Below are 26,277 nucleotides of genomic sequence, written 5' to 3'. Positions count from 1 at the left end.
CCAACATAACCGCGTTAAAGCTGATGAACGACCTGCTGCAGAATGCCCATGTTAGACTGGTCCAATACCCGTTCATCCCAACCCATTTCTGAGCTCGAAACCGCAACACTCCAGGCTGAATTTGTACCCTTCGGCAGAATTTTGGCTCTGATTTCGTGGTTTACGGTAACAAAGTCCTGAGTGACCAAACGTTGAATAGGGGCCAGGTTTGCATGTACTACCTGACTTCCTGAACCGACACCAAAACGTAACGGATGTGACCTCATTTCATTGTTGAGCGCCGTTTCTGCTTTTGTCTTATCCGAATAGACTTTGTTGTTGAGGCCCTGGAAGAAATCATTCAGCTTGTTTCTTAGCTTGGCGATAGACTTGATGGTTTCGAGGAAATCTTTATTCGTCGCAACCTGAACATCGGAAAAATTATTACGGAGCAACGCCATCGCGCCAGCGGCCAGGCCGGTCGCGCCGACAGAAGATAACGCATAACGCGCTGCTATACCCGAAAGCGACGAACCCGCCTGCGAGGCGGCGATGGCGGCTGTACCTGCGCCAAAAGAAGCGAGCCCGCCAATGCCTGCCAGTATTTTACCGGCTACATCATAATAGCTTTTAGTCTGATCCCGGTAGACGTTACCGCCGTAACCATACATATGCGCAGGCGTTGTTCTGAAGCGATCAAAAAACGCGGCATGATTGCTCATGGTAGCAGTACGACGACTGGCCCCCGTCAGAGATTCCAGTTCGTATTCTTCGTCGCGTTGTCTTCTGGCAGGCTCTTTACTGGCAGAAAGCAACCGCTCATAGGTATCCATAATCGTGCGATCCGGAGCGTTCTCAAACTGACTCAATGTTCCTTTATCCAGTTCATTGACGAATGAAATAATAATATCCAGCTGCTCCGCGTCAAACCGGGAATGATCGGAGAGAACCGCATTTATCTCGGAGGTAATATCTGGCATTGCAGGCGCTCCAGCGTCGATTAAATTTCTTTATTCTGTTTGATATCCCAACCCGATTTAGTTTCTGCGCCTTTGGTCCCTTGAGAAGACTGCTCCCAATAATGCAGATTAACTTTAGATGCCTGAAACAGGTAATTCACCATAATAGTGTCGGTATGACCCACACCGCTAAAACTGGTTTTCGTCACCAGAACATCTTCAAGAACAACACGCGAATACTCAATTTGCGAGCCGCCGGCTTTGCAAATTGATAGTTCGACTTTAGCGACATGTTTACCGCTAGCGCAAAACTTGAGAACTGCCGGCGTTGCTTTATCTATCAATGCTTGTACCGAAAGGTCCTGAAAATTAACTTTACCCGCTCCGCCACCGCCGCCAACGCTCATATTCCCAGGCTGCTCAGCCGCCCAGCTAAATGACAAAACATCTATCCAATTTTTATGATTTGAGTCGTTAGATTCACCGGTTACCCCATCAACCTTCAGATACATATCAATAGCCATAACAGTCCCTATATTGCATGTTTTAAGAAAAGGAGCCCCCTAATAAGCTAGTTTAAATTTTGCAGATTTAAATGAAGAACACATTACACAAACAAAACCAGGAATAATCTCAGCATCAGTATTCGTTTTGCAAAAGGCTAACATTAACCTTAACGACTACCTTTTTAATCTCCTGCGGCAATGTCGTAATACATCCAGGTTTATGCGGCTCACCAGGCATAAATATCACGAAATTACCAGGCCGTAGCGTAATGGCCTGCTGATTTTCAATCGCATTACACAACTGATAATCCTCTTCAACGTGTATCGCTTCGCACTGCTGTGCACAATTTACCATTCCCCACAGAATACGTTCTTCACCGCTTAGCAACAGTTGAATATCGATATATTGCGCATGCTGTTGCCGATAGTTTCCTGGGTGTCATCTGACGAGTGATCGAACGCGCTCATAAGTATCGTTTAACCTGGAAAAAAGAGAAAAAGTTTCGCTTTTTCATCATATCACAAATCCTACACGGGTAATGAAGAGCGGTAAGCAGCCGCTTTCCGGAATAAAAAAACAACCGATTGGCCTTTGTTCCTGCAGAACGACATCACTTACTGGAACCCATCGCCCCTCCTGAAAAGCTCACCTGCGATTTGTCCTATAAACGTTTACCCGTTCCATTAAGTTTTTACTTATCATTGCAATTTGCAAATGATATTGGTAATTATTCTCATTAGCATTTGCATTGGTGATTTCTTTGGCAAGGTATACCGAGGCCGTAAGGGAACGAGCATCGTCTGAACAACGGCGCTTTGTCCCTTACCGACCCGCGAAGGCGACGCTATCAGGATGATGCGACACGGTGTCTTCAGGAATTACGGACATCGCCCAGCGCGTTGACCGGCCTCTCATCCGGCAAATGCGGCCTTACAAGCCGCCGTGGCAGTGCGGCGGGGCGTCAGACCGTTCATCAGGACAATGACGCGCAAGCGTTAATGGAAGTCGGGACAGGGAATTCCCGATTCGTCAGCGCGCGCTACGGATTCACCGCCTGCGATAGGGTCGCCGGCGTTGCCGTGCGTCGCGCTGGCGAAACTAAAAAATGGCGCAGCGCCAGGCTCAGCCGGGTTAACGATAGTTAACGTCGCGCTGGCCGGCATATTGACTGCGTCGACTTCCTGAATTAGTTCGTCAAGCGGAGAGGGATTTTCTCATGCGCATTCTGTTTGTTGGCCCACCACTCTATGGGCTGCTATACCCGGTGCTGTCTTTGGCGCAGGCATTTCGCGTTAACGGTCACGAAGTGCTGATCGCCAGTAGCGGTAAATTCGCCCAAAAGGCGGCCGAGGCAGGGCTGGTGGTGTTTGATGCCGCGCCCGGCTTCGATTCGGAGGCCGATTATCGCCGCCGCGAGGCGCAGCGGAAGGAAAGTAACATCGGCACCAAAATGGGCAACTTCTCGTTCTTCAGCGAAGAGATGGCCGACCAACTGGTGGAGTTTGCCGGACACTGGCGGCCCGACCTTATCGTCTATCCTCCCCTCGGCGTCGTCGGGCCGCTGATCGCCGCCAAATACGATATCCCGGTGGTCATGCAAACCGTCGGCTTCGGCCACACCCCCTGGCATATCAAAGGCGTGACGCGCTCGCTCGCTGACGCCTACCGCCGCCACGGCGTCGAAGCTCCACCGCAGGATATGGCGTGGATCGACGTGACGCCGCCGAGTATGAGCATCCTGCAAAACGATGGCGAACCGATCATTCCCATGCAATACGTGCCGTATAACGGCGGTGCGGTTTGGGAAGAATGGTGGGAACGCACGCCCGATCGCAAGCGGCTACTGGTCAGCCTGGGCACCGTCAAACCGATGGTCGACGGCCTCGATCTGATCTCCTGGGTGATGGATTCCGCCAGTGAAGTCGATGCCGAGATCATTCTGCATCTCTCAGCCAATGCGCGATCCGATCTACGCGCGTTGCCGTCAAACGTTCGTCTGGTTGACTGGATCCCGATGGGCGCCTTCCTCAACGGCGCCGATGGTTTTATCCATCACGGCGGCGCTGGCAACACCCTGACGGCGCTGCACGCGGGTATTCCACAGATCGTTTTCGGCCAGGGGGCCGATCGCCCAGTAAACGCCCGCGCGGTAGTCGATCGCGGCTGCGGGATCATCCCCGGCGACGGCGGTCTGTCGAGCAGCATGATCAATGCTTTCCTCGACGATCGCGCATTACGTACGGCCTCTGAAGAGGTGGCGGCGGAAATGGCGGCGCAGGCCTGCCCAACCGAGGTGGCGAAAGAACTGGCCGCCATGGCGCAAAAAGGGTAATGGCCGCCGTGGCGGATTTCATCTTTAAATTGACGGAGGAGGCTTAATGCCTGCGACTCACTCTCCCACGCCCGCGCGATCCTGGATAATCCGCCTTGCGCGCGTGTGCTGGGAACGTAAGAAACTTAGCGCCATCGTGGTGGTGGCGTCGGTGTCGACCATTCTGCTGGCCGCGCTGACGCCGCTACTGACGCGGCAGGCGGTAAATGATGCGCTGGCGGGTAATCCCACCCGCCTGCCGTGGCTGGCCTGCGGACTGCTACTTATCGCCTTTTTTGATTTCATCGGTAACTATGTACGACGCGGCTATGCTGGCGAGCTATCGCTGTGGGTGCAGCACACCCTGCGAGGACGCGCGTTCGACAGTATTCAAAAGCTCGATGGCGCAGGCCAGGACGCGCTGCGTACCGGACAGGTGATTTCACGGACCAATAGCGATCTGCAGCAGATGCATACCCTATTGCAGATGGCTCCGGTACCGCTGGCGGTATTCACCTACTACATCGCCGGTATTGCCGTGATGCTGTGGATGTCGCCGGCCATGACGCTAATCGTGGTCTGCGTGCTGGCGTGTCTTGCCATTACCGCGCTGCGCGCCCGTCGCCGGGTATTCGCACAGACGGGGCTAGCTTCAGACCGGCTGGCGAATCTGACCGAGCACATGCGCGAAGTTCTGGCGCAGATCTCGGTGGTGAAATCCTGCGTGGCGGAACTGCGCGAAACGCGCTGGCTGGATCGTCAGTCGCGGCAGATGGTGCGCGTGCGCATCGGCGCGGCCATCTCGCAGGCGATGCCTGGCGCTACCATGCTGGCGCTACCGGTTCTCGGGCAAATCGTTCTACTGTGCTACGGCGGCTGGTCAGTGATGCACGGGCGAATTGACCTCGGGACCTTCGTGGCCTTTGCCAGTTTCCTCGCCATGTTGACCGGACCTACCCGTGTGCTGGCGTCGTTCCTGGTGATCGCCCAACGTACCCAGGCATCCGTAGAACGGGTATTCGCTCTGATCGATACCCGTTCGCAAATGGTTGACGGTAGCGAAGCGCTCAATGGTCGTGTTATTGGCCTGCAGTTAGAAAAAGTGAACTTCGGTTATGGCGGCGGCAGCCGTATCCTGAGCGATGTTTCCTTCTCCCTACAGGCGGGTGAAACGCTGGCGGTCGTCGGCGCGTCGGGCTCCGGTAAATCGACGCTGCTAATGCTGCTGGCGCGCTTTTACGATCCCAGCGCTGGCGACATTTGGCTAAACACCAGCGCCGGTCGGCAGAACCTTCGCGATCTCAAGCTTGAGGCGTTACGCCGTCAGGTGGGGGTGGTATTTGAAGACGCCTTTCTGTTTGCCGGAACGGTCGCGGAAAATATCGCCTACGGCCACCCGCAGGCGACGATGGAAGATATTCGCCGCGCGGCGGCGGCGGCAGGCGCCAGCGAGTTTATCAATGCCTTACCGAAAGGCTTCGATACCCGCCTAACCGAGCGCGGCACTAACCTCTCCGGTGGACAGCGGCAACGCATCGCGCTGGCGCGGGCGCTGATTACCGCACCGGAACTGTTGATCCTCGATGACACCACATCGGCGGTAGATGCCGGTACCGAAGCGGAGATCAATGCCGCGCTGGGTCGTTACGCCGATGACCAGCACATGCTGCTGGTGATTGCCCGCCGCCGGGCGACGCTGCGGTTGGCCAGTCGAATCGTGGTGTTGGATAAAGGGCAAGTGGTGGACATCGGCAGCCAGGCTGAGCTTGAGTCTCGCTGCCCGGCGTTCCGCGCGCTGATGACCGGCGACGGGGATTTCCTCGAACCTGGCGCCGGCGGCTGCCGCGATCTTTGGCCAACAACGCCAGCGATGCAGAACGAGGAGCCGCAAGCGTTGCCGGAAGTTGACGGCAACGGTTTTGTCGCCCGCATGACCCGCGTGCCGGAACAGGCGGTTCAACAGGCGCTGGCCGGAGAGGGACGGAGATTGACCTCGCTGCTGCGGCCGGTGGCGTGGATGTTCATCATCGCCGCCCTGCTGATCGCGCTGGATTCTGCCGCTGGCGTCGGCGTGTTAATACTGCTGCAGCGCGGTATTGACTCGGGGGTTGCCGCAGGCGATATGGCGACTATCGGCATCTGCGCCCTGCTCGCCCTGTGCCTGGTGGTCATAAGCTGGTGTTGTTATTCACTACAGACCATCTTCGCCGCCAGAGCGGCGGAGTCGGTTCAACATACGGTACGCTTGCGCAGCTTCGGCCATATGCTGCGTCTTGCCCTCCCCTGGCATGAAAAGCACGTTGATTCACGCCTGACCCGGATGACCGTCGATGTCGACTCCCTCGCCCGCTTTCTGCAAAACGGCCTTGCCGGCGCGGCCACCAGCCTGGTCACGATGTTTGCCATCGCCGCGGCCATGTTCTGGCTCGACCCCATTCTGGCGTTGACGGCCTTAAGCGCAGTGCCGATAGTCGCGCTGGCGACCTGGGTTTATCGTCGCCTGAGCTCTCCAGCCTATGCCCAGGCGCGCCTTGAAATCGGCAAGGTGAATAGCACTCTGCAGGAGAAAGTCTCCGGCCTGCGCGTCGTGCAATCCCATGGTCAACAGGAGCAAGAGGCCGCCCGGCTGCGCGCATTATCGGATCGCTTCCGCGCCACCCGCGTACGCGCGCAGAAATATCTTGCGGTCTACTTCCCCTTCCTGACCTTCTGTACCGAGGCCTCCTATGCCGCCGTGCTTCTGGTTGGCGCATCGAGGGTGGCCGAAGGCGAAATGACCGCCGGGGTGCTGGCGGCATTCTTCCTGTTGCTGGGGCAGTTTTACGGCCCGGTACAGCAATTATCCGGGATTGTGGATTCCTTCCAGCAGGCGACGGCCAGCGGTAAACATATTGATGAACTGTTGGCGACCGAAGAGACGGAAAACGTCACCCCTTCCTCCACCCAGCCGGCCACGGGTGCATTACAGCTTGATGAAGTTACCTACCGTTATCCCGGCAGCGCTGAGCCAGCGCTGGACAAGCTCACCCTGACCATCCCCGAGGGCAGTGTCGTGGCGGTCGTTGGCCGCAGCGGCGCCGGGAAGTCGACATTGATTAAACTTATCGCCGGACTCTATTCGCCCACCAGCGGGACCATCGGCATTGGGGAACGACAGATGACGGCGACAACCCTTGCCGATTACCGCCGTCAGATCGGGCTGGTCGATCAAGATGTTGCGCTCTTTAGCGGCGATATTGCGGAGAATATACGTTATTCGCGGCCATCCAGCAGCAATGCCGAAGTTGAGATCGCTTCACGGCAGGCAGGCCTGTTTGAGCTGGTACGTCAGCTCCCGCAAGGTTTCCGCACGCCAGTCAATAACGGCGGCGCGGATTTATCCGCCGGACAACGTCAGTTGATTGCGCTGGCTCGCGCCCAGTTGGCGAATGCCCACGTCCTGCTGCTCGATGAAGCCACATCGCGCCTGGATCGCCGCGCGGAAGAGCGCCTCATGTCTTCGTTAACCGAAGTCGCCCGTGCCAGAAAACGCCTGGCGCTAATCGTGGCGCACCGCCTGACCACTGCCCAGCGCTGCGATCTGATCGCCGTTGTCGATAAAGGGCGGCTCGCAGAATACGGTACACACGAGCAATTACTTGCGGCGAACGGCCTCTACGCCCGCTTATGGCGCGATAGCGTCGGCCCGGCAGATGCACGCAACCAACACGACATAACGGGAGAAATCGTGGGATAGTGATGGTAAGCGTTAGACCTTAATCAACACGCCTAAAGCGGCTGTTCGCTGAACAGCCGCTTTAGCTATTTTTACTGGTAGCATAATTTTTCAAAGAGATAGAATGTTCAATATCAATCCACATCCGCCGGTTTCAGCGGCTATCGCCGGCCTGCGCCGCCAGTTGGCGACCGGCAACATTACCGATCTTTCTCATTTCTGGCAGCAGGCCACATCGCTGCCGGTACCGCTAGTAACAACGGTGGACGGCGCAGCCGATGAACGTGAAGTCACTTTTTTGTGGCGCGCCCGCCATCCGCTCAGAGGCGTTTATCTGCGATTAAACCGGGTAACCGACAAAGAACAGGTGGCAAAAGGGCTGATGACCCAGATTCCCGCAACGGATATCTGGACCCTGACGCTGCGCCTGCCGGCCAGCTATTGCGGCTCTTATTCACTGGTGGAGATCCCGCCAGGCACGCCGGAAGAGGTTGTTAATCAGCTTGGGAGCCGCTTTGCCGCACTCGCCGGACAGGCCGATCCGCTCAATAAGACGCCGGGGATCGCTATTCGCGACGGCGTGCGGGAGTCGGTGCTGGCGCTTGATAACGCCCCCGCTCAATCCGAATGGCGCGGAGGCCGCCACGCCGGCACCTTGCTGACCTCAGAACGGATCGTTGCCGGGCAATCACGGCAGGTGCGCCTGTACCTGCCCGCGGTTGATAAGTCGCAGCCGTTGGGGCTGGTGGTGCTACCCGATGGCGAAACCTGGTTCGATCATCTTGGGGTGTGCGCAGCCATCGACGCCGCGATCGATAGCCGTCGCATTGTTCCCGTGGCGCTGCTGGGCATCGACAATATCGATGAGCGCGAGCGCACCACGATACTCGGCGGGCGCAGCGAACTGATACGGGACGTCGCGGAACATCTCCTGCCGACCATTCGCCGCGAACAGCCGCGACAAAAATGGGCGGATCGCTCACGCACCGTCCTGGCCGGGCAGAGCCTCGGCGGCGTCAGCGCGCTGATGGCCGCCCGCCATGCGCCGGAAACTTTCGGTCTGGTGCTCAGCCATTCGCCTTCCATGTGGTGGACGCCAGATGGCGGCAGTCGCCCCCATTTATTTAGCGCAACCGATACTTCATGGGTCAGCGAACATGTGTTGTCTGCGCCGCCGCGTACTGTCCGTATCCGCCTGTGTGTGGGCTCACTGGAAGGTTCGACGGTGCCTCACGTCCAGCAGCTTCATCAGCAGCTACAGGCGTCCGGCGTTGATAGTCATTGCGCCATTTACACCGGCGGGCACGACTACGCCTGGTGGCGCGGCGCCTTGCTTGATGGGCTCGGCTTACTGCAGGGTTGACTTGACCAGCAAGCGCTTTCAGGCAACTGTATGTGCTTTCTGAATAACGAAAATTTCACCTGCGGAAAAGGAATAATCATCAGATGTATGCCCGCGAGTCTCGCTCTACGCGCCCGCGCAAGGCGCTTTTTGCCGTTCTTTCTTGCCTCACCCTCAGCTATAGCGCTTCAGGCTTAGCAAAACCGGATATGCAGCCGTTGGGGCCCAATATCGCCGATAAGGGTTCAGCGTTTTACCACTTCAGCGTCAATCAGTTCGATTCCGCCGACGGCGCTCGCCACTATCGGGTATGGACGGCCATACCGAATAAAGCCGCGCCACCAACGGGCTATCCCGTGCTATATATGCTTGATGGTAATGCGGTAATGGATCGCCTGTCTGACGAACTACTCAAGCAGCTGGCGGCGCAATCGCCGCCGGTGATCGTCGCGGTCGGTTATCAGACCAACCTGCCATTCGATCTTAACGGCCGGGCCTACGACTATACGCCGGCAGTCAGAAAGAATAATGAAACATATGCTGGCCGCAAAAGCGGCGGCAGTGAAGACTTCCGTCAATTACTGGAAACGCGTATAGCCGCTAAGGCGGAGCAAGGGCTGAAAATCAACCCACAGCGCCGCGGTCTGTGGGGCCACTCATACGGCGGCCTGTTCGCGCTCGACTCCTGGCTTTCGTCCTCGTTCTTCCATTCATATTACAGCGCCAGTCCTTCGCTTGGCCGGGACAACTTTGCCCTGCTGAACCGAATCACGGCGGTCGAGCCCGCATCATATTGCGCCAAAAGCCTGGCCATTATGGAGGGTTCGGCGACGCCGGGTGATAACCGGGCAACGCACGCCGCCGAAGTGCTAACTAAAGTACATGCCACCCTCGCCACGCTGAAAGAGAAAGGGGTTAATGCCGCCTTTTGGGATTTCCCTGGCCTGGGGCACGGGCCGATGTTTAACGCCTCATTCCACAGCGCGCTGCTGGATATGAGTCGCGAAAAAGCGTCCAACCAGCATAGTTGTCCTTAACCCAGCGTTGATACTGCCCGCGCGGTTGCGGGCAGTATACTGATGACGATGCGATCAGAATGTCGCCGTCACTCCGGCATAATAGGCCCGACCGGGTTCGTTATAGGTATTCGCCCCTTCGGATGAACGATAGATCTGTTTATCGAAGATATTGCTGACCCCCATGTTCAGACGCAGATTTTTATTAATATCGTAATTAAAGTTGGTACCCACCAGCGAATAAGCCCCCAGCTCTTTACCCGACAGGCCGCCGGTATCTTCGCTGCGCGACTCCGCATGGGTACGCGGTTTTTGTCTACCATACAGCGTCCAGTTGACGCTGGCGGAAAATGCCTGGGTAATCGTCCAGTCCAGGGAGTTGTTGATGGTGTATTTCGGAATAACCGAGAGCGGATTGCCGGTATCTTTTTGTTCCGAGGTAATCATGTAAGTGGCGTTGGTATTCCATTTCAGACGATCCTTCACCAGCGGGAACGCCATACTGGCTTCAATGCCGTCCACTAACGCTTTACCGCCGTTCTGCCACTGGAGGATATAAGCGCCGGAAGCGGTTTGCCCGATAATATCATCGCCGGCCACAATCTTATTCTGATAATCGTTACGGAAATAAGTCACGCTGGCATGATAATCGTCGAGGGCAAACTCCAGGCCGATCTCTTTATTCACGCTGATTTCCGGATCGAGATCTTTATTACCAATCAGGTAGCAGCCGCCTGAAGTAATATCTTTAGGGCAACCGTTGCCTTTCGAATAGAGCAGATAGCCTTCGCTGGATTGATAGAGGTTTGGCGCTTTAAAGGTTCTGGCAATCCCGGCTTTAATTTTGAAGTAATCACCTAATTCCTGCGACAGGTTCAGGCTGGGGCTAAAGTTGCCGCCGGACTCATTAAGATAATCAAAACGCAGGCCGGGAATAATATTGGTTCCGGGCGTCGGTTCAATATTATCTTCAAAATAGATGGCGCTAATTTGTGAATGATTTTTACTGCTGCGATCCGCCGCTGAACCGGGAATACCGCCAATGTTATTATCATTCACCGATAAACCAGTGGAAGAGGGATCGTCAAGCTCATCGCGGTTCCACTCCGCGCCAACGGTCAGAGTCTGATCGACCCATAGATCCAGCGGAATATTGAGTTCGCCGCTGGTGCGCCAGGAGGTCAGGCGGTTAGTGGTGAATTTCTCATCCGCCGAAATACGCCCTTCGCCGCCGCCGGATAAACCTTCATCCATACGGGTGTTATTGGTTTTTTCGTAATAGACTCCAAAGCGGCTTTGCCCCCAATCCCAGACCCCATTATGGGTAATACCGTAATTCTGCCGATACAGGCGGTTAGTCTCTGCGCCAGATTTCGCCAGGCTTTCGGTCACCGCGCTGGAAGAGCTATTTTGCGTATCGCCGGCGTAGATATTACCCTGACGGCTATATCCTGCTTCAAAATCGAGAATTTGCTGCGGATTCACTTTCCAGGAGACGACGCCGTTAATATCCTTGTTGCGTACCCCTTCGTGGCCGGCGGCGTTTTTCGTCCCCGCGGAAGAGTTAATATCCCAGCTGTCGGCATCGGTTTTATTCAGGTTGCCGTACAAACGCATCGTCAACGCATCGCCGGCCAGCGGCCCGCTCAGGCTAAAGTTGGCGCGTCGGGTGGCCCCTTCATCGCTGCTTTCCGGTTGGTTGGTGTATAACGAGAGCGAGCCATGCCAGTCATTGGTTGGGCGTTTAGTAATGATATTCACCACCCCGCCCGCCGCGCCGGAGCCATAGCGCGCCGCCGCCGGGCCACGAATGACTTCGATACGTTCAACCTGTTCCGGCGGTACCCAGTTAGTATCGCCGCGGGTATCACGCTCGCCGCGCCAGCTATAGCGTACGGAGTTACGCGAGGTCACCGGGACGCCATCAATGAGGATTAAGGTGTTTTCCGGCCCCATACCGCGAATATCGATTTGGCGGTTATTACCGCGGGTGCCTGACGCGCTGTTGCCGGTGAGGTTCACCCCCGGCATTTTGCGAATAATATCGGAGAGGTCGTTGACCGGAGGGTCCTTTTTAATATCTTCACTGGTAATAATTGAAACGCCCGGCTGCTGCTTAAGTACTTGTTCTGCGGTGGCTTCAACGACCAACGTTTCATCGCTATCGTCGGAGGATTTGGCGGCGGATAGCGGGCTATTCAACCCTACCACTAGCGCGGTGAGCGGCCAGAGGATCTTGTTAATTCTCATACCTATTCCCTAATTCATGCCTAACTTAAAGTGGTTGTTCGTTAAGCTCACATCCTTGCCAGGTATTAATATTGTTATTATGTTTTTATTATGAGAATGATAATTAATATCATTTAAGTGAGATTAAGGCAATCCTTGAATTGGTAAAGTGATGGGGTTTGGTACGAGCATGGTTAGTAGAAGCTGGTAGGTACACATCGACTTAAAGTCGATGTAGGGAGAGGTACCTGGTACCTCTCCCTCTCAGTACGAACCACAAATCATCTATTAAATCAGGGCATTGCTATAAAAGGCCTTTGATAGATTGTTTAACAAAAAAGATTAATCAATCAATTAAACTGGATACCTACTTACTAATAGATGAATAGACTAACATAATTAGAAAACCGAGATGAAAAAATAAAAAAACATCACTTACATTAGATTTAAAACAAATATTTCAAACACCCTACCAAATCTAGTGGATAATGAAAGGATTTACTCTATTTTAATTATATCTACCTGCTCATATCATTTGCACCTGGAGCGCGCTATGCCAATATTTACTTATCACCACCCCTTGTTTGGCAAGGTAACGTATAAAACAGCCCATGAGGAAAAAGTATTTGGCGATCGTATAATTTTCACTAAAGGATTAAACGAAAAGGATATTCAGTACGTTACTATTCCAGAATTAAAAAACATTAAAAATGTAAGCAGTACTTTTCTTTTTCATGTGAAAGGCCATGAACAGTTAAAATTAGCATTTTCAGAGATACACAGCGCAGGTCTTATTCATATTATAAAAGAGTTAGGGGCCCCATATTATGCAAGGCTTCGCAAACCAACGAGCGGCATCTATAGTAGCAAAACGTCTAATCATGCTTTTGGTATTGCGCTCGATATTAATCCTAATGATGGAGGAAATGGAATAAGTAGCTCACCGTTGTCAAACATTTTTATAAAACACGGATTTACTTGGGGTAACACTTTTACGGCAAAAGATCCTATGCACTATGAAATAAATGAATTCATTTTTCAAAATTAAACACAGCCTGCAAGGGTGGCACACATAAAAATGAAAAAAAATACTAGTCTTGTTTTGATCAATGCGATTTTGATACTTTCCGGTTGTACACAATACACACCGCAAAATCTCAATGCACATTCCGACCTTAATGAAATGCAATTTATATCAAAAAACAACAGGATAGAGGATGATCTCGGGAGGTTATATAAACAATGTAAAGGCATAGACAAAAACGGTAAAGAGTACTTAACGAACTGGAGTGCCACAAGTCTCATTTTATTTCCAACCGGTATAACTGGGGTAAATAAAATCGACACAGGACCAGTTAAAAAGGACTCTTATACTGCGATTGAAAAATCCGGAGCAAAAGCCAAAGCGGTTCTCACTGGCATATTTGATGGTGGTGTAAACTATAATAGTGCATACCGTTATAATGCTGAAGTCAACCAAGTAATATCATTACAAACATCAACATTAAAATTTAACAAGCCGGCTGGGGACTATATAACCAAACATTCAAATTGTAATTTCGCTTATCTAAACACCCTCTATAAAGGAACTGCATTTATTGAAGTGTTGAAAGAAGTCTCATCGGATACCGGAGGCGGAAATGAAGCGGCCTTTCGTATCGATGGCTCATATTATCAATCAGACTCCGCGAATAGATTTATTACTGGTTTTATTTTATTTGAGCTAGCGGATATCAGCCCTGATGAGCTGGAAATGCTTTCTTCAATGAAGCCTAGTCCGGATCTTATCGGCGCTCTAAATGCCAAAGAAGTGAGTGAATTAAAAAATATCTACCCTGAACTTAAAATTGACATCAAGTGATGTTGGCACCAAATCCAGGAAAAAGCGAACACATCGTAACTTCCTCTTTTACATTTAAAAAAATCTGCAGGCCGCCATTATTATTTTGGAAGCCTGCAGATCTTGTTCTACCACGGATAATAAATATGTTCCGCCTGTTCGCGCGCCGGCGCTTCATCGCCCTGTAACCGCGCCGCCAGGGTAAAAGCAAAATCAAATACCTTGCCCAACCCCCGGCCGCTGAGCAGATTGCCGTCTTCTACGACATCGGCGTCCACGTACACGCCATCGCTCACCTGCTGCCAAAGATCGCCGGAACAGACATAGCGACGCCCCTTCAGCAGCCCATTGCCGCCCAATACGCGGGCGGCGGCGGAGCAAATCGGGCAGATATATTTACCCGCTTCATCGTGGCGGCGAACGAAGGCAATAACCTCCGCGTTTTTCGCCAGGTTAACGCTGCCTTCCGGGCCGCCCGGCAACACCACGGCATCAAAGGTTCGATCGAAGCTGGCCTTCAGGGTGCTATCCGCTATCATTGGGATAGCGTGGTAGCTCACCACTTCGCGACTCTCGCCGCAGGCAATTGTCTGCACCGTAATATTCAGACGGCGCAGGATATCGATAGTGACTATCGCTTCCCCCTCTTCAAACCCGGGGGCTAATAACACGGCTACGCTTTTCATCTTGCTCTCCATTCCTTGAGGGTTACCAGTACGGGTACCAAATCTGTCGTAGCCGCGCCAGCAGCTCAAGATAGAAATAGTCCCCCCAGCTACAGCATTGATCGACGCCCTTGCCGCTACCCATGTGATAAACCGAGTGTTGCAGCAGCCCTTCGGTAGGGTCATCGTCGTGGGCCAGGTAGTTATCGGTCAGCGACAGCGCAATGCGCAGCGCCATCTCTTCGTAATACGCGCGATTGGCATCGAGCGTTGGCAGCGCCTTGACCAGCTCCAGCAGACCGCAGGCGGCAATCGCCGCTGCCGAACTGTCGCGCACGGCATCGGTGCCGAGCAGCGCCAGATCCCAATGGCAAACATCATCTTCCGGCAGACGGTTGAGGAAGTAGTGCGCCAGGCTGCGCGACAGCTCAACCATCTGCTTATCGCCGGTGTGCTGATAGCTCAGCAGGAAACCGTAAATGCCCCACGCCTGGCCGCGCGACCAGCATGAAGTATCGCTGTAGCCCTGATGAGTGTTACCAAAGCGCGGCTCGCCGGTCTGTACATCCATATAGTAGGTGTGATAAGTCGAAGCGTCTTCACGCACGATATAATTCGCCGCCTGCCCGGCGTGCGCCGTTGCCGCCTGCGCGTAGCGCGGGTCGCCGGTCTGCTCGCTGGCCCAGTACAGCAGCGGCAGGTTCATATTGCAGTCGATGATCATTCGCCCCTGCTGCTCCGGATCGTTTAAGTCGCCCCACGCCTGAATAATTTTGGCCGTCGGGTTAAAACGTTCCATCAGGCGCTCTGCAGCCAGCAGCGCCGACTGGCGAGCGGCTTCATTGCCGGTGAGCCGCCAGGCGCTGATGCAGGAGAGCGAATAAAGGAAGCCGAGGTCGTGGGTCGCGGTGTCGATACGCTGCTCAATACGCCGGGCGAACGACGGTAAATAGCGCTCGGCGGCTTCGCGGTAGTGCGCTTTGCCGGTCATCTCCCACGCCAGCCACAGCTGGCCCGGCCAAAAACTGGTGGTCCACTCTACGTTCTCGGTACGCGGCCAGATGCCGTTTTCACAGGCTTCGCCGGGGAACTTATCGCCGAAGGCGACGATATTTTTGTCGAGCTTGCGCGTCACGCGGTCCAGCGCGTCTTCCAGCTTCTGGCTCAACGCCAGGCGGTCAACCTGATGCAGTTCTATCGGCCGCAGCGCTTCGGTGATAACAGATTTGGTCATAACAACTCCTGAATTAATGTTTGGCCGGTTCAACCGAGGCGGTATCTAAAGCCGGAGTAAAGGGTCGTGAGGCATCGCGCTTCGACTGGCAGCGCGATAGCGTAAAAGCGGAAATCAGCGTAAACGTCAGGGCGCAGCAGCCCATCAGCAGATAGGTATGCTCAAAGCCGATTTTGTCGTACAGGTAACCCGCCGGCGGCGCGACCACAATCGATCCGACATAAATCATCGCCTGGTAACCCAGCAGGTACATCGTGGCGTTAACCCGACGATGGAAGTGTTCGGCGATGTATTTGAAGACTGAAATCAGCAGCAGCGCGATCTCGACGCCGTAAAACGGTTTGATGATGGAGATGACTATCGGGTCGTTGGTCAGGCCGGAGGCAATCAGCCGCGCCCCCACCACGCAGCCGCAGAACAGCAGGCCGCGCTTGGCGCCATAATGGTTCACCAGCCACGGGATAAACATCATCATCACGAATTCCATCCCCGACTGGACGGTACTCAGATAGCCGTACCAGGCGTTCCCTTGCTCTTTGGTGGCGAAGAACGAGACGAAATAGCGCGGGAACTGCTGCTCGGCGATGAACATCATCCACGCCACTCCGGCGACGTAGAGGCTGAACATCCAGAATTTGCGATTTTTCAGCAGCATCAGCACATCGGCAAAGACTATTTTATTCGCGGAAATAACGTTGTTATTGCGCAGCTGTTCATCACCGATTTTGAGGCTAATCAGCACCAGCAGCATCAGTACCGAGGTGCCGCTGCTGAGCAAAAAGTTAGCCAGCGGCGTGAAGTTAAACAGCAGCCCGGAGACCGAAGCCGCCATCGCCCAGCCCAGCGAACCCCACATTCTGATGCGGCCGAACTCCAGTCCGTACAGGCGGCTAAAGCGGTCGGCATAAGATTCGGAAGCCGCCACCCCGGCGTACCAGCCAAGGCTCAAATACAGCGCGCCGATGATAATCCCCAGCGTCGCGTGGCTTTGCAGCAGCGGCTGGTACACCAGCGCGAAGAACGGCGCCATCAGCGCGGAAATGGCGCAGACAAAATAGAGCAGCCACTTACTCATGCCGATTTTGTCCATGATGTAGCCGTACACCGGTTTCAGGACCACCGCGAAAACGCCATTAATGGCGAACACGCTGCCGATGGTAATGCTATCGAGACCTACCTTCTGGCTCAGCCACAGCGCGTACAGGCCAAAGCTGGATGACCAGGTGAAAAAATAGAGAAAAATAAAGGTACTCATTTTGTACTGCGCGGCGCGTACGGACGATGATGTGCTCATAGCGATGCCTCCGGGGCCAGAACGAGCGTCGTTTCTTGTCGTGCCGTCACGAAGCGTACCGCGTCATCGCTAATGAAGGCCTGTGGGCAGTGTTGCGGTTCGAAGTCAGCGGCATTCCCCGCCCATACCGCGCTTACCAGGCAATGCGTCCCCGCATCAAGCTCGCCGCGCAGCACCGGCACCGCCGCGCGTTCGGCGAACAACAGATTGCTGTTCGGCGGCGTCAGTACCGTCTCGCCACGGCGGGTGTGCGGATGTAAACAGAAAATTGCCGAGATATCGCGGGCGTTGCGTAAGCAGCAGGCGCCGTCACTCTCTTGCGCCTGCGGCAGCGGACGGTTCGCCAGGCTAAAGCCGCCTTCCGCGCAATCCAGCGCGCGGTGGGTAGTTATGCGATGGACGCGCAGCTGCCAGTCGCCCAGCGCCAGTAGCCAGCTATCAATCACCACGTCGCGCCACGGCAGCCAGCGGCTGTAAATAGTGCCATCAGCGGTGACCACCTGCTGGCATTCGCGGCGGCCGCGCCAGTAGTTATCCTTTTCGGCCAGCAGCAGCATCGAATCGGGGGCGGCATGGTTCAACCCGTAGCGCCCCCGCTCAATGGTGAAACCAAAGCGGGTGGAGTAGGCAAATTTGCAGTATTTCGCCTCGGTATTAACGAAGTTGTTCAGCTCCAGCTGGCCGGAAGTTAGCATCCACAGGTGATCGGCCTGATGTACCAGCACCTGATCCGCATGAGCTATTGTGTGCTGCGCGGGCAGCGGCGGCAGAGGCAACTCAGCCGCCTGCCAGAAGGCGTCGCCCTCGCCTAACGCCAGCACCAGCATGGTTTTCAGCCCCCAGTACGGTGAACCCGGCGCGTTGTAATCTTCCGCCATCGCCAGGTTCGGGTAGCTGTAGCCAACGCTCAGTACGCCGTCGCGGTCGAACATCGGCTGCTTCAGCCACCAGCGCAGGTGGCGCAACACGATGCCTTTCATCACGCCCGGCGAAAAGACTTCCAGCCCGGCGAAGGCCGCCGCGCTCCAGAACGCCGCTTCGGCAAAGCGATAGGTCAGACTACGGCCGAACGGGATCGCCGCGCCGTCATCGGCAAAGAAATGGATGAAGTCAGAGGAGAAACGCGCGGCCCGCTGACGCAGTTCCGCACAACGTCGCGGATCGACATCGGCCATCAGCTTCGCGTAAATCAGGCCATAGAAATGGAAACCCATCGAGATGTAGTAGTCGCGCGGTCGGCCCGGGCCATCCGAGTACCAGCCATCGCCGAGGTAGTAACGTTCCATGGCGGTGAAATGATCTTCCCGCGCCTGCGGATTGGTCGGCATACCGCAATAATGAAAGCCAACCTGCACCAGAATCGGAAAGAAGTGCCAGTTATTATCCGGGATATCCTGGGTCTCGCACTGCTTTAACCAGCGCCATAAATTCTCTTTTTCCACAGCGTTGAAGTGCGCCAGTACGGTTTTTCCCGCCAACGCCAGCAATAGTCCGTAAGCCGCCATCTCGACAATGCGTTGATCGTAAGGCGCGACTTCGCCCCAGTAATCGGCATGCTGCGGATTGGTGCCGTTTTTTATCGCCTGTAAATAGAAGGAGAAATGCTGCGGCTCGCTGCCGCCAGCCAACAGCGGCGTTACGCCCCACAGCAGGCGGGAAAAGGTTTCCATGCTCGCGACCTGCTGGCCGTAGTGAGCGGTGAAGTTCGCTAAATCAATGCGGCTGGCGTCGTTTTTAAAATAAGGCGCCACCGCGTTCAGCATTTCATTGACCAGCCGTAGCACCTCTTCCCGGCTTGTCAGTGGGTTATCCAGATGAATGTTTTCAGGTTGCACAGGGTCCTCCCGTATAACACGAGGATAGAGGTAAGTTATTGTTATTAGGCTTTTATCAAGCCACGTGTGCGACGTCTGGATGAAGAGTAACCGCTTTTATTCCCGGCGCTGAGTGAGCGGACTCACAAAATTAAACCGCCATTTCATTTTTGCTGGATTTTGTCGACCGCGCGGAGGATAAATTGCAAATGATGGCGTAAAAATTTAAATCTGTTGTCCTGGAGGCAAAATGGGTGAAGCGCAACTGCTGGAACGTATTACGCTCGATCGGCAGGCCATTTCGTTTAATCGCATGTATACCACCAGCGTGCTTTACTACCACTGGCATCAATGCGTTGAATTGCTTTATATTTCCAGCGGCTACGGCATCGTGGTGGTGGATAACCAGCACTACACCGCCCGTCCTGGGCGATTATTTATCTTCCCGCCCTTCCGTTTGCACAAAGTGCAGGTCGATCATAGCGATAAAAATCCTTATCACCGCACCACCATGCACATTGAGCAGTCGGTCGTTGAGAGCGCGCTCAGCGCTTTCCCGCGCCATCAGGCCCAGTTCGCAGCGCTGGCCGCCAGCAATCTGCCGGCGCAAATTTACGACCTCAGCGAGCACGCGGCATTTATCGAAAGGATCCTTGAACAGTTTCAGCGTCTGGAGGATAACGAGCAGACCACCGCCTGCGAGGTGGCGTTTTTGATGATGCAGCTGATGACGTTTCTACCCGAGCAGCCGCAACGCTACCCGCCGCGCCAGCAGACCGTCGCCTCGCGGATTATGAACTGGATCGAAGCCCACTATGCCAGCAAGTTTTCTCTTGACCAGCTGGCTTGCGACCTCGGACTTTCGCGCAGCTACACCTCGCGGGTTTTTCGTCAGCAGACCGGCGGCAATATCCATGAATATTTGCTCACCCGGCGAATAAAACGCAGTTGCGATCTGCTACGTAATAGCGATGAGAGCATTGATGCCATCGCATTAGCGGTGGGATTTGGCGAGGTGACCTACTTCATTACCTGTTTTAAAAAGATGATGCGCCAGACGCCGCTGCAGTACCGTAAGGCCAGCCAGCGGCGCTCCGCTTTATAACTTAATCCATCGCCTGCTTGAGGCCAACCTGACGGCGACGCCAGGCGCTATCGCGGCTCGCCAGCCAATAGTACAGCGGCGAGGTCACCAGCAGGCCGACCAGCCAGGAGAGATCGGCGCCGTTAAACCACGCCGAGACCGGGCCAACGTATAGCGGGGTATTCATAAACGGGATCTGCACCAGGATGCCGATGGCGTAGGCCAGCAGCGCGTGCGGGTTGTAACGGCCATAGATACCGCCATCCACCTGAAATATCGAGTTAATATCGTAGTTGCCCTTGTGAATGGCGTAGAAATCGATCAGGTTAATCGCGGTCCACGGCACCAGCACCACCAGCAGGGCCAGGACCAGATCGATAAAGTGGCTGATAAAGTCCGCCGAGGCGAAGATCGCCGCCGCCACGCAGCAAATAAGCACGATGACCGACAGCAGCGCGCGGCTGCGGCTGCCGGGGATCCAGCGCCACAGAAAGGTTTGCACCAGGGTTATCACCGACATCACCGCGCCATACAGATTAAGCGCGTTATGGCTGATGACGCTCAGCAGGAACAGCACCAGCATCAACGGGCCTATCGCACCGGTCGCCAGCTTTACCGCATCCATGGTTTCCAGCCCCACCGGCGTCGCCAGCACCGCTACCGCGCCGAAAATAAACGACAGGCTGGAACCGAGCGTCGAGCCAAGGTAAGTGGTCCAGAACGTCGCGGCGACGGGCACATCCGCCGGCAGGTATCGCGAATAATCAGAAACATACGGGGCGAAGGCAATCTGCCACAGCGCCGCCAGCGACACGGTGGCCAGCCAGCCCGAGAAGGAAAAGCCGCCGCGGGTTAAGAAATCGGCGGTATGCAGATGAGTGAAGATGTAGCCAAAGCCGACCATAATGCCGATACCCAGCACCCAGGTGCCGATTCGGTTGAGAATATGAATACATCGGTAGCCGATAATGCCAATCACGCAGGATCCCACCGCGCCGATCACAATCCCCACCGGTAGCGGAACCGCGGGGGCGATGCCGTGCAGCGACTGCCCGGCCAGCACGATGTTCGAGGCAAAGAAGCCGACGTACATCACCCCGGCGATCGCCACCACCAGCAGCGAACCAAAAGATCCAAACTGCGCGCGGCTCTGGATCATCTGCGGGATCCCCATCTGCGGCCCCTGCGCCGAGTGCAGCGCCATCAGCGCCCCGCCGACCAGATGGCCGACTAAAATCGCAGCGATCCCCCACAGCAGATTCAGGTGAAAGATCTGTACCCCCAAGGCGCCAGTAACGATCGGTAGCGGCGCGATGTTGCCGCCAAACCACAGGGTAAAGAGATCGCGGGTTTTACCGTGGCGATCTTCTGGCGGAATATAGCCAATAGTGTGCTTCTCAATAAGCGGCGGCGATGATTCTTTGGTCGGCATAGCATTCTCCAAAGTCAGAAACCATTAATAATGGTTGTGATGTGCAGGTGTTTTTATGTTTTGGAGATAATGCGCATTATTTTGCGAAAGGGTAAATTACTTTGTTTATGGCTACAGGAAATAAAAAAACTAATTAGCCCGGCAGGACGCCGATAAATATCATAAAAATTTATCATAACCGTTCCGGTAAGATTAAATAATGATATTTTCAACGCAGCGGTAAGTTGTCAATTAGTCATCCAGAATAAATAATCGTGATGAGATGAATTTATGGCTGATAATAAAATACGGGCCGTTATTCAGGCCCGTATTATGTGATAAGTTAAAACTCAAACGGCAAGCGCTTAACTAAAAAACTTACCTTTCAGTAGATTAAGCCCTGCGGAGACCAGGTCGCCCTGGGCCGGCGCTTCGCCCTGCGGCGACAGGCCATCGACGATTTTTGGCAGGTATTCCGCAATCAGCGATGAGGCAGTTTGCGAATCAACGCCCAGTTTGGCGCCGAGATCCTGCAGCGCAGGCGAGCCGAACACCGAGGTAATCTGATCGCTGTTCACCGACATATTACTCTGCTGACTAAGCCAGGACTCGACGATTTCACCTAAGCCGCCGCTGCGGAATTTTTCCAGAATCCCCTGGATACCGCCCTGCTGTTCAATCCAGGCCATGATCGCCTGAAGTTGTTCAGCCTTGCCAGCCTGCCCGCCAAGCACGCCGCCGATTTGATCTAATAATCCCATTACAGACTCCATCAAAACGTTGCTATTAATCCCTGATTCACGGCTTACTTCGCCGGGATAATCAGCACCTGCCCCGGATAGATCTTATCGGGATGCTTCAGCATCGGTTTATTGGCTTCAAAAATACGCTGATAGTCATTGGCGGAGCCATACATCGCTTTCGAGATGGCGCTGAGGGTATCACCGGATTTAACCGTATAGTAACGACTTTCCGCTCCGCTCTGCGTCACAGTAACGCTATCGTTGACCTGGCCAATCCCGGTTACGTTACCTACCGCCACCAGAATTTTTTCCTTATCTTCCTGTGAACCGACGTCGCCCGTTACCGTCGCGGTACCATCGTCCGCTACGGCAATATTGACCTTTTCGGCACCAGGCAGGTTAAGACTATCAATATGTTTTTTCAGCTTGTCAGCCTGATCTTCCTTGCTGGAGCCGGAGACGGCATCCCAGATCTTCTCGCCCGCTTCTTTCACAAAACTTAATAATCCCATCTATCCATACCTCCATTACTGTTTCACGATGAATGCTTTCATCAGACACGATAATCATAGCTTATAAATACCGTTCACTTCCTTTAACAAATGCTCGACGAAACGGGTAAGTTTTGGTAACGGGCGCAGATCCTGGCGCCACAGCAGGTGTATCGGCCTCGGTTCCGGGGTGTAATTTTGCAAAATACGCACCAGTCGGCCATTGGCTAAGTCTTCCGCCAGCAGCACTTCCGGCTGCAATAACAGCCCGGCGCCGGCCACCGCCGCCATACGCAGCGCGTAGCCATCGTTGCAGCGCAGCACCGCGTCGCGCTTCCAGCGCACCTCTTCCGCAGCGCCCGGCAGCCGCCACTCGTTGCGCGCGGTCCACACCGTATGCGAAAGACACTGATGCCCGGCTAAATCAGCGGGGGTTTGCGGGGTGCCGTGGCGCGCCAGATAATCCGGCGCCGCGCAGATCGCCATACGATAGGGAGCGAGATATTTCGCCACCAGATCGGTACGCTGGATGTCGCCGATGCGAATCGCCAGATCGATTCCCTCATCTACCAGGTCCACCATGCGGTTCGTCAAATCAAGCTCGACGCGTACCTCCGGCCAGGCCTGCAGAAAGGAGGCGGTCAGCGGCGCGATAATGCTGGCGCCGAAAGAAACCGGCGCGCTCACCCGTAGCGTACCGGCAGGGGCCAGCCGTAGCCGTTCAACTGAACGTTCGGCATTCGCCACCTGCTCCAGTACCCGCCGCGCCTCGTCAAAATAGACTCGCCCGGCATCGGTCAGGCTTTGCCGGCGGGTATTTCGCTCCAGCAGGCGGGTGCCGAGCTGGCCTTCAAGTAAGGCGATATATTTGCCGACCATCACCGCCGATATTTCGAGACGCGCCGCCGCGCCGGTGAAGCTACCGCACTCCACCACCGCGACAAACGTCTCCATTCCACGCAGTTTGTCCATATTACAAACTCCTGGTTAGTAATCATCTAACTTTTAGCCAGTTTATCCGACAATCGATTAATTAAAGAATAGAGGCTCACTTCACTGAGGAGTTTGCGATGAAAATTATCGTTATTGGCGCCAGCGGTACCGTTGGCCGCGCGGTTGCGGAAGAACTGAGCCGCCAACATGAGGTTATCCGCGTTGGCAGGACCCACGGCGACGAGCAGGTTGATATCACCTCGCAGCACAGCGTGCAGGCGCTGTTCGAGAAAATTGGCCCGGTCGATGCCATCGTCTCAGCAACCGGTAGTTTGTACTTTGGCCCGCTAAGCACGATGACCGACCGCGATTTTGACCAAGGGCTGCAGGATAAACTGCTGGGGCAGATTCGCCTCGCCCTCACCGGCCAGCATTATCTTAACGATGGCGGTTCCATCACCCTTATCAGCGGCATCGTCGCCGATGAACCCATCGCTCAAGGGGTGAATGCCACCACCGTTAACGCCGGACTGGCCGGCTTCGTTCGCGCCGCCGCCTGTGAATTACCGCGCGGGATCCGCATTAACCTGATAAGCCCCACCGTGCTCAGTGAATCCGTCGAAGCCTATGACGGCTTTTTCCCCGGTTTCTCCAGCGTATCGGCCGCAGCGGTGGCGCAGGCCTACCGCCGCAGCGTCGAAGGGATCCAAAGCGGGCGGGTTTATAAAGTCGGTTATTAATTATTTTCGGGCAGGATGTCGCATTCCTGCCCTTATATTGATTATCTGTTGGTTATTGTGAAGCGCCTCGCATAACGCCCTTTCCCCTATTATTTGTATGACTTTAGGTTACTCAATACGACAATTCTAATGTCATGATGTATCAGCTAATTATTTTATTTCCCCATTATTTTATGGGGTCAAACATCTATCTCATTAGACCATAATAAAAACAGGGAATTGTTATTTCTCCCTACGGTTCATCATTCTAATCCCTTCGCAATATAGCAGAGTTTTATCTGCCTGATAAAAAACCATCAGCGGGTTTGCCAGTAAAAAATTAAGCACGAAGCATAAAACTCTAAAAAAAACTAAACGCACAAATGCAGCGTTTTTCCAGCGCCGGGTAAAGCATTTTTTTTATATCCAGCACCGATATTTTTTGTCATTTCGCAAATGATACGGAGTTGTAAAAATGGTGAATGAAATGTTGTGATGAGTAGATTAGCTGTACTCCTCATTGAAATATCACTCTTACGCTGATGAAGACCAAAATAATGAGAGAGCACCATGACAAAACATCAATCTGTTAATGTCGAGAATCTTGAAAGTAATACCATCAGACCTATCCCCTTAAATATGCGTCACGGCAAGCCAGGCGATCTTTTTACCATTTGGTTTGGCTCCAATATTATGCTGTTAACGGTCATCACTGGCGCGATGTCGGTGACGATTTTCCACCTTTCCTTTTTATGGTCAGTGATTGCGCTATTTATCGGCAGCCTGGTCGGCGGGCTCTTTATGGCGCTGCATTCGGCGCAGGGTCCAAAACTCGGGGTGCCGCAAATGGTCCAGACCAAGGGGCAATTTGGCTCCTATGGTTCGGTACTGGTGGTCTCCATCGTCGTACTGATGTATATCGGCTTTACCGCCTCCAGTCTGGTGCTCGGCGGGCAGTCGATGCACGCGATTTATCAGCCGATGAACTCGGACATCGGGATTATCGTGGTCGGCGCGCTAAGCCTGTTCGCCACCATCTTTGGCTATAAGATCATCCACTCCTACGCGCGGATCATGTCGTGGATTTCCGGCATCGTACTGGCGGCAACCTTCGTGTGGATAGTCTTCATCCATGGCCTGCCGGGCGATTTTGTCGACCGCGGCGGCTTCAACATCGTCGGTTTTCTCGGCGCCGTCTCTATCGCCGCGCTCTGGCAGCTGGCCTATGCGCCGTATGTCTCTGATTATTCTCGCTATATGCCCTACAGCACCAACGATAAAAGCGTCTTTTACGCCAGCTATTTTGGCTGCATTCTCGGCTCCTATTTGCCGATGGTGCTCGGGGTACTGGTGGCGATTTGTATCGGTAATGACGATATTATTCAAGGGATTATGGATCTTACCGGCAGCATGGGGGCGATAGTGATTATCGTACTGGCGCTGGGGATCGCCGCCACCAACTCGATGATGCTGTACTGCGGCGTACTCTGTACCCTGACGCTCGGCCAGACCTTTATCGACGGCTGGTCGCCGATGGCGCGGGCACGCATTATCACCGCTATTTTGACCATGCTGCTGGAGATATTCCTCGCTATCTATGGCCAGGAAAATTTCCTGCTAATCTACACCAACTTTATTACCGTGCTGTTGTATGTGCTGGTGCCGTGGACGGCGATTAATCTGGTCGATTATTATTTAGTGGCCCACGGCGAATATCACGTTGAATCGTTCTTTAAACGCGATGGCGGTATTTACGGTTACTTTAATGCAACGGCGATATCCTGCTATATCCTCGGTATTCTGGTCGAAGTACCGTTTATGTCGACCTCAATTTATACCGGGCCAATCGCCCTCTCCTTCGGCGGCGCAGATCTCTCCTGGATTATAGGTTTATTGGTGGTCTCACCGGTCTATTATTATTTCTCGAAAGCGAAGAGTGTTAAAAGCATGGCTTTTGCTAAAGAGAAGATTTAAAGCCCACAAGAAAGCGC

At 54.2% G+C, this 26,277-nt stretch carries 21 protein-coding genes and 1 pseudogene; 9 read left to right on the top strand and 13 right to left on the bottom strand.

Annotated features, from left to right (window positions below):
* Positions 1-14: 14 nt before the first annotated feature.
* The 4 genes and pseudogenes from ABLV17_RS04145 to ABLV17_RS04130 form a co-directional block, all read right to left on the bottom strand.
* A complete protein-coding gene (locus ABLV17_RS04145) occupies positions 15-959 on the bottom strand; it encodes a transcriptional regulator (protein WP_113373046.1) in 945 nt (314 codons plus the stop codon).
* Between the two features lie 20 nt (positions 960-979).
* Positions 980-1,462, bottom strand: a complete 483-nt coding sequence (locus ABLV17_RS04140; protein ID WP_015369713.1) for a type VI secretion system tube protein Hcp — start codon at positions 1,460-1,462, stop codon at positions 980-982.
* 115 nt (positions 1,463-1,577) lie between these two features.
* Positions 1,578-1,865, bottom strand: a pseudogene (locus ABLV17_RS04135) (YhcH/YjgK/YiaL family protein); the annotation flags it as partial.
* A 575-nt stretch (positions 1,866-2,440) separates the two neighbouring features.
* A complete protein-coding gene (locus ABLV17_RS04130) occupies positions 2,441-2,608 on the bottom strand; it encodes a hypothetical protein (protein WP_348854091.1) in 168 nt (55 codons plus the stop codon).
* A gap of 53 nt (positions 2,609-2,661) precedes the next feature.
* Between ABLV17_RS04130 and iroB the strand changes: the two genes are divergently transcribed.
* The 4 genes from iroB to ABLV17_RS04110 all read left to right on the top strand — a co-directional run bounded on the left by iroB (position 2,662) and on the right by ABLV17_RS04110 (position 9,850).
* A complete protein-coding gene (iroB, locus tag ABLV17_RS04125; RefSeq protein WP_015703469.1) occupies positions 2,662-3,777 on the top strand; it encodes a salmochelin biosynthesis C-glycosyltransferase IroB in 1,116 nt (371 codons plus the stop codon).
* 46 nt (positions 3,778-3,823) lie between these two features.
* Positions 3,824-7,492 (top strand): salmochelin/enterobactin export ABC transporter IroC, encoded by a 3,669-nt coding sequence (gene iroC / locus ABLV17_RS04120; RefSeq protein ID WP_348854090.1) that lies wholly within the window; start codon positions 3,824-3,826, stop codon positions 7,490-7,492.
* A gap of 103 nt (positions 7,493-7,595) precedes the next feature.
* Positions 7,596-8,834, top strand: a complete 1,239-nt coding sequence (locus ABLV17_RS04115; RefSeq protein ID WP_045359847.1) for an alpha/beta hydrolase-fold protein — start codon at positions 7,596-7,598, stop codon at positions 8,832-8,834.
* A gap of 83 nt (positions 8,835-8,917) precedes the next feature.
* Positions 8,918-9,850, top strand: coding sequence for an alpha/beta hydrolase (locus tag ABLV17_RS04110; RefSeq protein ID WP_032715828.1), 933 nt, complete (start codon positions 8,918-8,920; stop codon positions 9,848-9,850).
* A 54-nt stretch (positions 9,851-9,904) separates the two neighbouring features.
* Here the strand turns inward: ABLV17_RS04110 and iroN are convergent, their stop codons facing one another.
* On the bottom strand, positions 9,905-12,079 hold the full coding sequence (gene iroN, locus ABLV17_RS04105) for a siderophore salmochelin receptor IroN (RefSeq protein ID WP_348854089.1): 2,175 nt from the start codon (positions 12,077-12,079) through the stop codon (positions 9,905-9,907).
* Positions 12,080-12,611: 532 nt separating this feature from the next.
* Here iroN and ABLV17_RS04100 point away from each other — a divergent pair.
* Positions 12,612-13,106: a M15 family metallopeptidase gene (locus ABLV17_RS04100; RefSeq protein ID WP_348854088.1), complete on the top strand. Its 495-nt coding sequence runs from the start codon at positions 12,612-12,614 to the stop codon at positions 13,104-13,106.
* A 30-nt stretch (positions 13,107-13,136) separates the two neighbouring features.
* The gene (locus ABLV17_RS04095) at positions 13,137-13,919 is read left to right on the top strand and encodes a hypothetical protein (protein ID WP_213793586.1); all 783 of its coding nucleotides are present in this window, start codon (positions 13,137-13,139) and stop codon (positions 13,917-13,919) included.
* A 107-nt stretch (positions 13,920-14,026) separates the two neighbouring features.
* Here ABLV17_RS04095 and ABLV17_RS04090 read toward each other — a convergent pair whose 3' ends face one another.
* The 4 genes from ABLV17_RS04090 to ABLV17_RS04075 are packed head-to-tail and all read right to left on the bottom strand — an operon-like array spanning position 14,027 to position 18,926.
* Positions 14,027-14,584, bottom strand: coding sequence for a DJ-1/PfpI family protein (locus ABLV17_RS04090; protein ID WP_308957729.1), 558 nt, complete (start codon positions 14,582-14,584; stop codon positions 14,027-14,029).
* A gap of 22 nt (positions 14,585-14,606) precedes the next feature.
* Complete coding sequence (locus ABLV17_RS04085; protein ID WP_308957730.1) at positions 14,607-15,797, bottom strand: glycoside hydrolase family 88 protein; 1,191 nt, start codon at positions 15,795-15,797, stop codon at positions 14,607-14,609.
* Between the two features lie 13 nt (positions 15,798-15,810).
* Positions 15,811-17,091, bottom strand: a complete 1,281-nt coding sequence (locus tag ABLV17_RS04080) for an oligosaccharide MFS transporter (protein WP_015369698.1) — start codon at positions 17,089-17,091, stop codon at positions 15,811-15,813.
* Positions 17,088-18,926: a DUF2264 domain-containing protein gene (locus ABLV17_RS04075; protein WP_308957731.1), complete on the bottom strand. Its 1,839-nt coding sequence runs from the start codon at positions 18,924-18,926 to the stop codon at positions 17,088-17,090. The genes ABLV17_RS04080 and ABLV17_RS04075 overlap by 4 nt, the downstream gene beginning before the upstream one ends.
* Positions 18,927-19,155: 229 nt before the next feature.
* On the opposite strand from ABLV17_RS04075, the gene ABLV17_RS04070 reads away from it, so the two are divergent.
* Positions 19,156-20,010: an AraC family transcriptional regulator gene (locus ABLV17_RS04070; RefSeq protein WP_015369696.1), complete on the top strand. Its 855-nt coding sequence runs from the start codon at positions 19,156-19,158 to the stop codon at positions 20,008-20,010.
* A gap of 1 nt (position 20,011) precedes the next feature.
* Here ABLV17_RS04070 and ABLV17_RS04065 read toward each other — a convergent pair whose 3' ends face one another.
* The 4 genes from ABLV17_RS04065 to ABLV17_RS04050 form a co-directional block, all read right to left on the bottom strand.
* The gene (locus tag ABLV17_RS04065) at positions 20,012-21,421 is read right to left on the bottom strand and encodes a cytosine permease (protein WP_047055790.1); all 1,410 of its coding nucleotides are present in this window, start codon (positions 21,419-21,421) and stop codon (positions 20,012-20,014) included.
* A 344-nt stretch (positions 21,422-21,765) separates the two neighbouring features.
* Complete coding sequence (locus tag ABLV17_RS04060; protein WP_271032117.1) at positions 21,766-22,161, bottom strand: YidB family protein; 396 nt, start codon at positions 22,159-22,161, stop codon at positions 21,766-21,768.
* A gap of 44 nt (positions 22,162-22,205) precedes the next feature.
* Positions 22,206-22,655, bottom strand: coding sequence for a peptidoglycan-binding protein LysM (gene lysM / locus ABLV17_RS04055; RefSeq protein WP_015369692.1), 450 nt, complete (start codon positions 22,653-22,655; stop codon positions 22,206-22,208).
* Positions 22,656-22,709: 54 nt separating this feature from the next.
* Positions 22,710-23,606 (bottom strand): LysR family transcriptional regulator, encoded by an 897-nt coding sequence (locus ABLV17_RS04050; RefSeq protein WP_087859798.1) that lies wholly within the window; start codon positions 23,604-23,606, stop codon positions 22,710-22,712.
* Positions 23,607-23,704: 98 nt separating this feature from the next.
* Here ABLV17_RS04050 and ABLV17_RS04045 point away from each other — a divergent pair, with 98 nt between their 5' ends.
* Positions 23,705-24,307, top strand: a complete 603-nt coding sequence (locus ABLV17_RS04045) for a short chain dehydrogenase (protein ID WP_308957732.1) — start codon at positions 23,705-23,707, stop codon at positions 24,305-24,307.
* A gap of 549 nt (positions 24,308-24,856) precedes the next feature.
* The gene (locus tag ABLV17_RS04040; RefSeq protein ID WP_308957733.1) at positions 24,857-26,260 is read left to right on the top strand and encodes a cytosine permease; all 1,404 of its coding nucleotides are present in this window, start codon (positions 24,857-24,859) and stop codon (positions 26,258-26,260) included.
* The last annotated feature ends 17 nt before the right edge of the window (positions 26,261-26,277 follow it).

The organism is Klebsiella sp. CN_Kp091 (genome assembly GCF_040065095.1).
GTDB classification, from domain to species: Bacteria; Pseudomonadota; Gammaproteobacteria; order Enterobacterales; family Enterobacteriaceae; genus Klebsiella; species Klebsiella aerogenes.
The sequence above is the reverse complement of the archived record's forward strand: the minus strand, read 5'-3'. Positions and strand labels throughout refer to the sequence as shown.

Coding starts and splice junctions, on each gene's coding strand:
- lysM (WP_015369692.1), bottom strand. CDS start 22,655: ATGGGATTATTAAGTTTTGTGAAAGAAGCGGGCGAGAAGATCTGGGAT.
- ABLV17_RS04130 (WP_348854091.1), bottom strand. CDS start 2,608: ATGCCGGCCAGCGCGACGTTAACTATCGTTAACCCGGCTGAGCCTGGC.
- ABLV17_RS04115 (WP_045359847.1), top strand. CDS start 7,596: ATGTTCAATATCAATCCACATCCGCCGGTTTCAGCGGCTATCGCCGGC.
- iroC (WP_348854090.1), top strand. CDS start 3,824: ATGCCTGCGACTCACTCTCCCACGCCCGCGCGATCCTGGATAATCCGC.
- ABLV17_RS04070 (WP_015369696.1), top strand. CDS start 19,156: ATGGGTGAAGCGCAACTGCTGGAACGTATTACGCTCGATCGGCAGGCC.
- ABLV17_RS04045 (WP_308957732.1), top strand. CDS start 23,705: ATGAAAATTATCGTTATTGGCGCCAGCGGTACCGTTGGCCGCGCGGTT.
- ABLV17_RS04065 (WP_047055790.1), bottom strand. CDS start 21,421: ATGCCGACCAAAGAATCATCGCCGCCGCTTATTGAGAAGCACACTATT.
- ABLV17_RS04140 (WP_015369713.1), bottom strand. CDS start 1,462: ATGGCTATTGATATGTATCTGAAGGTTGATGGGGTAACCGGTGAATCT.
- ABLV17_RS04050 (WP_087859798.1), bottom strand. CDS start 23,606: ATGGACAAACTGCGTGGAATGGAGACGTTTGTCGCGGTGGTGGAGTGC.
- ABLV17_RS04040 (WP_308957733.1), top strand. CDS start 24,857: ATGACAAAACATCAATCTGTTAATGTCGAGAATCTTGAAAGTAATACC.
- ABLV17_RS04080 (WP_015369698.1), bottom strand. CDS start 17,091: ATGAGCACATCATCGTCCGTACGCGCCGCGCAGTACAAAATGAGTACC.
- iroB (WP_015703469.1), top strand. CDS start 2,662: ATGCGCATTCTGTTTGTTGGCCCACCACTCTATGGGCTGCTATACCCG.
- ABLV17_RS04110 (WP_032715828.1), top strand. CDS start 8,918: ATGTATGCCCGCGAGTCTCGCTCTACGCGCCCGCGCAAGGCGCTTTTT.
- ABLV17_RS04090 (WP_308957729.1), bottom strand. CDS start 14,584: ATGAAAAGCGTAGCCGTGTTATTAGCCCCCGGGTTTGAAGAGGGGGAA.
- iroN (WP_348854089.1), bottom strand. CDS start 12,079: ATGAGAATTAACAAGATCCTCTGGCCGCTCACCGCGCTAGTGGTAGGG.
- ABLV17_RS04085 (WP_308957730.1), bottom strand. CDS start 15,797: ATGACCAAATCTGTTATCACCGAAGCGCTGCGGCCGATAGAACTGCAT.
- ABLV17_RS04145 (WP_113373046.1), bottom strand. CDS start 959: ATGCCAGATATTACCTCCGAGATAAATGCGGTTCTCTCCGATCATTCC.
- ABLV17_RS04095 (WP_213793586.1), top strand. CDS start 13,137: ATGAAAAAAAATACTAGTCTTGTTTTGATCAATGCGATTTTGATACTT.
- ABLV17_RS04060 (WP_271032117.1), bottom strand. CDS start 22,161: ATGGGATTATTAGATCAAATCGGCGGCGTGCTTGGCGGGCAGGCTGGC.
- ABLV17_RS04100 (WP_348854088.1), top strand. CDS start 12,612: ATGCCAATATTTACTTATCACCACCCCTTGTTTGGCAAGGTAACGTAT.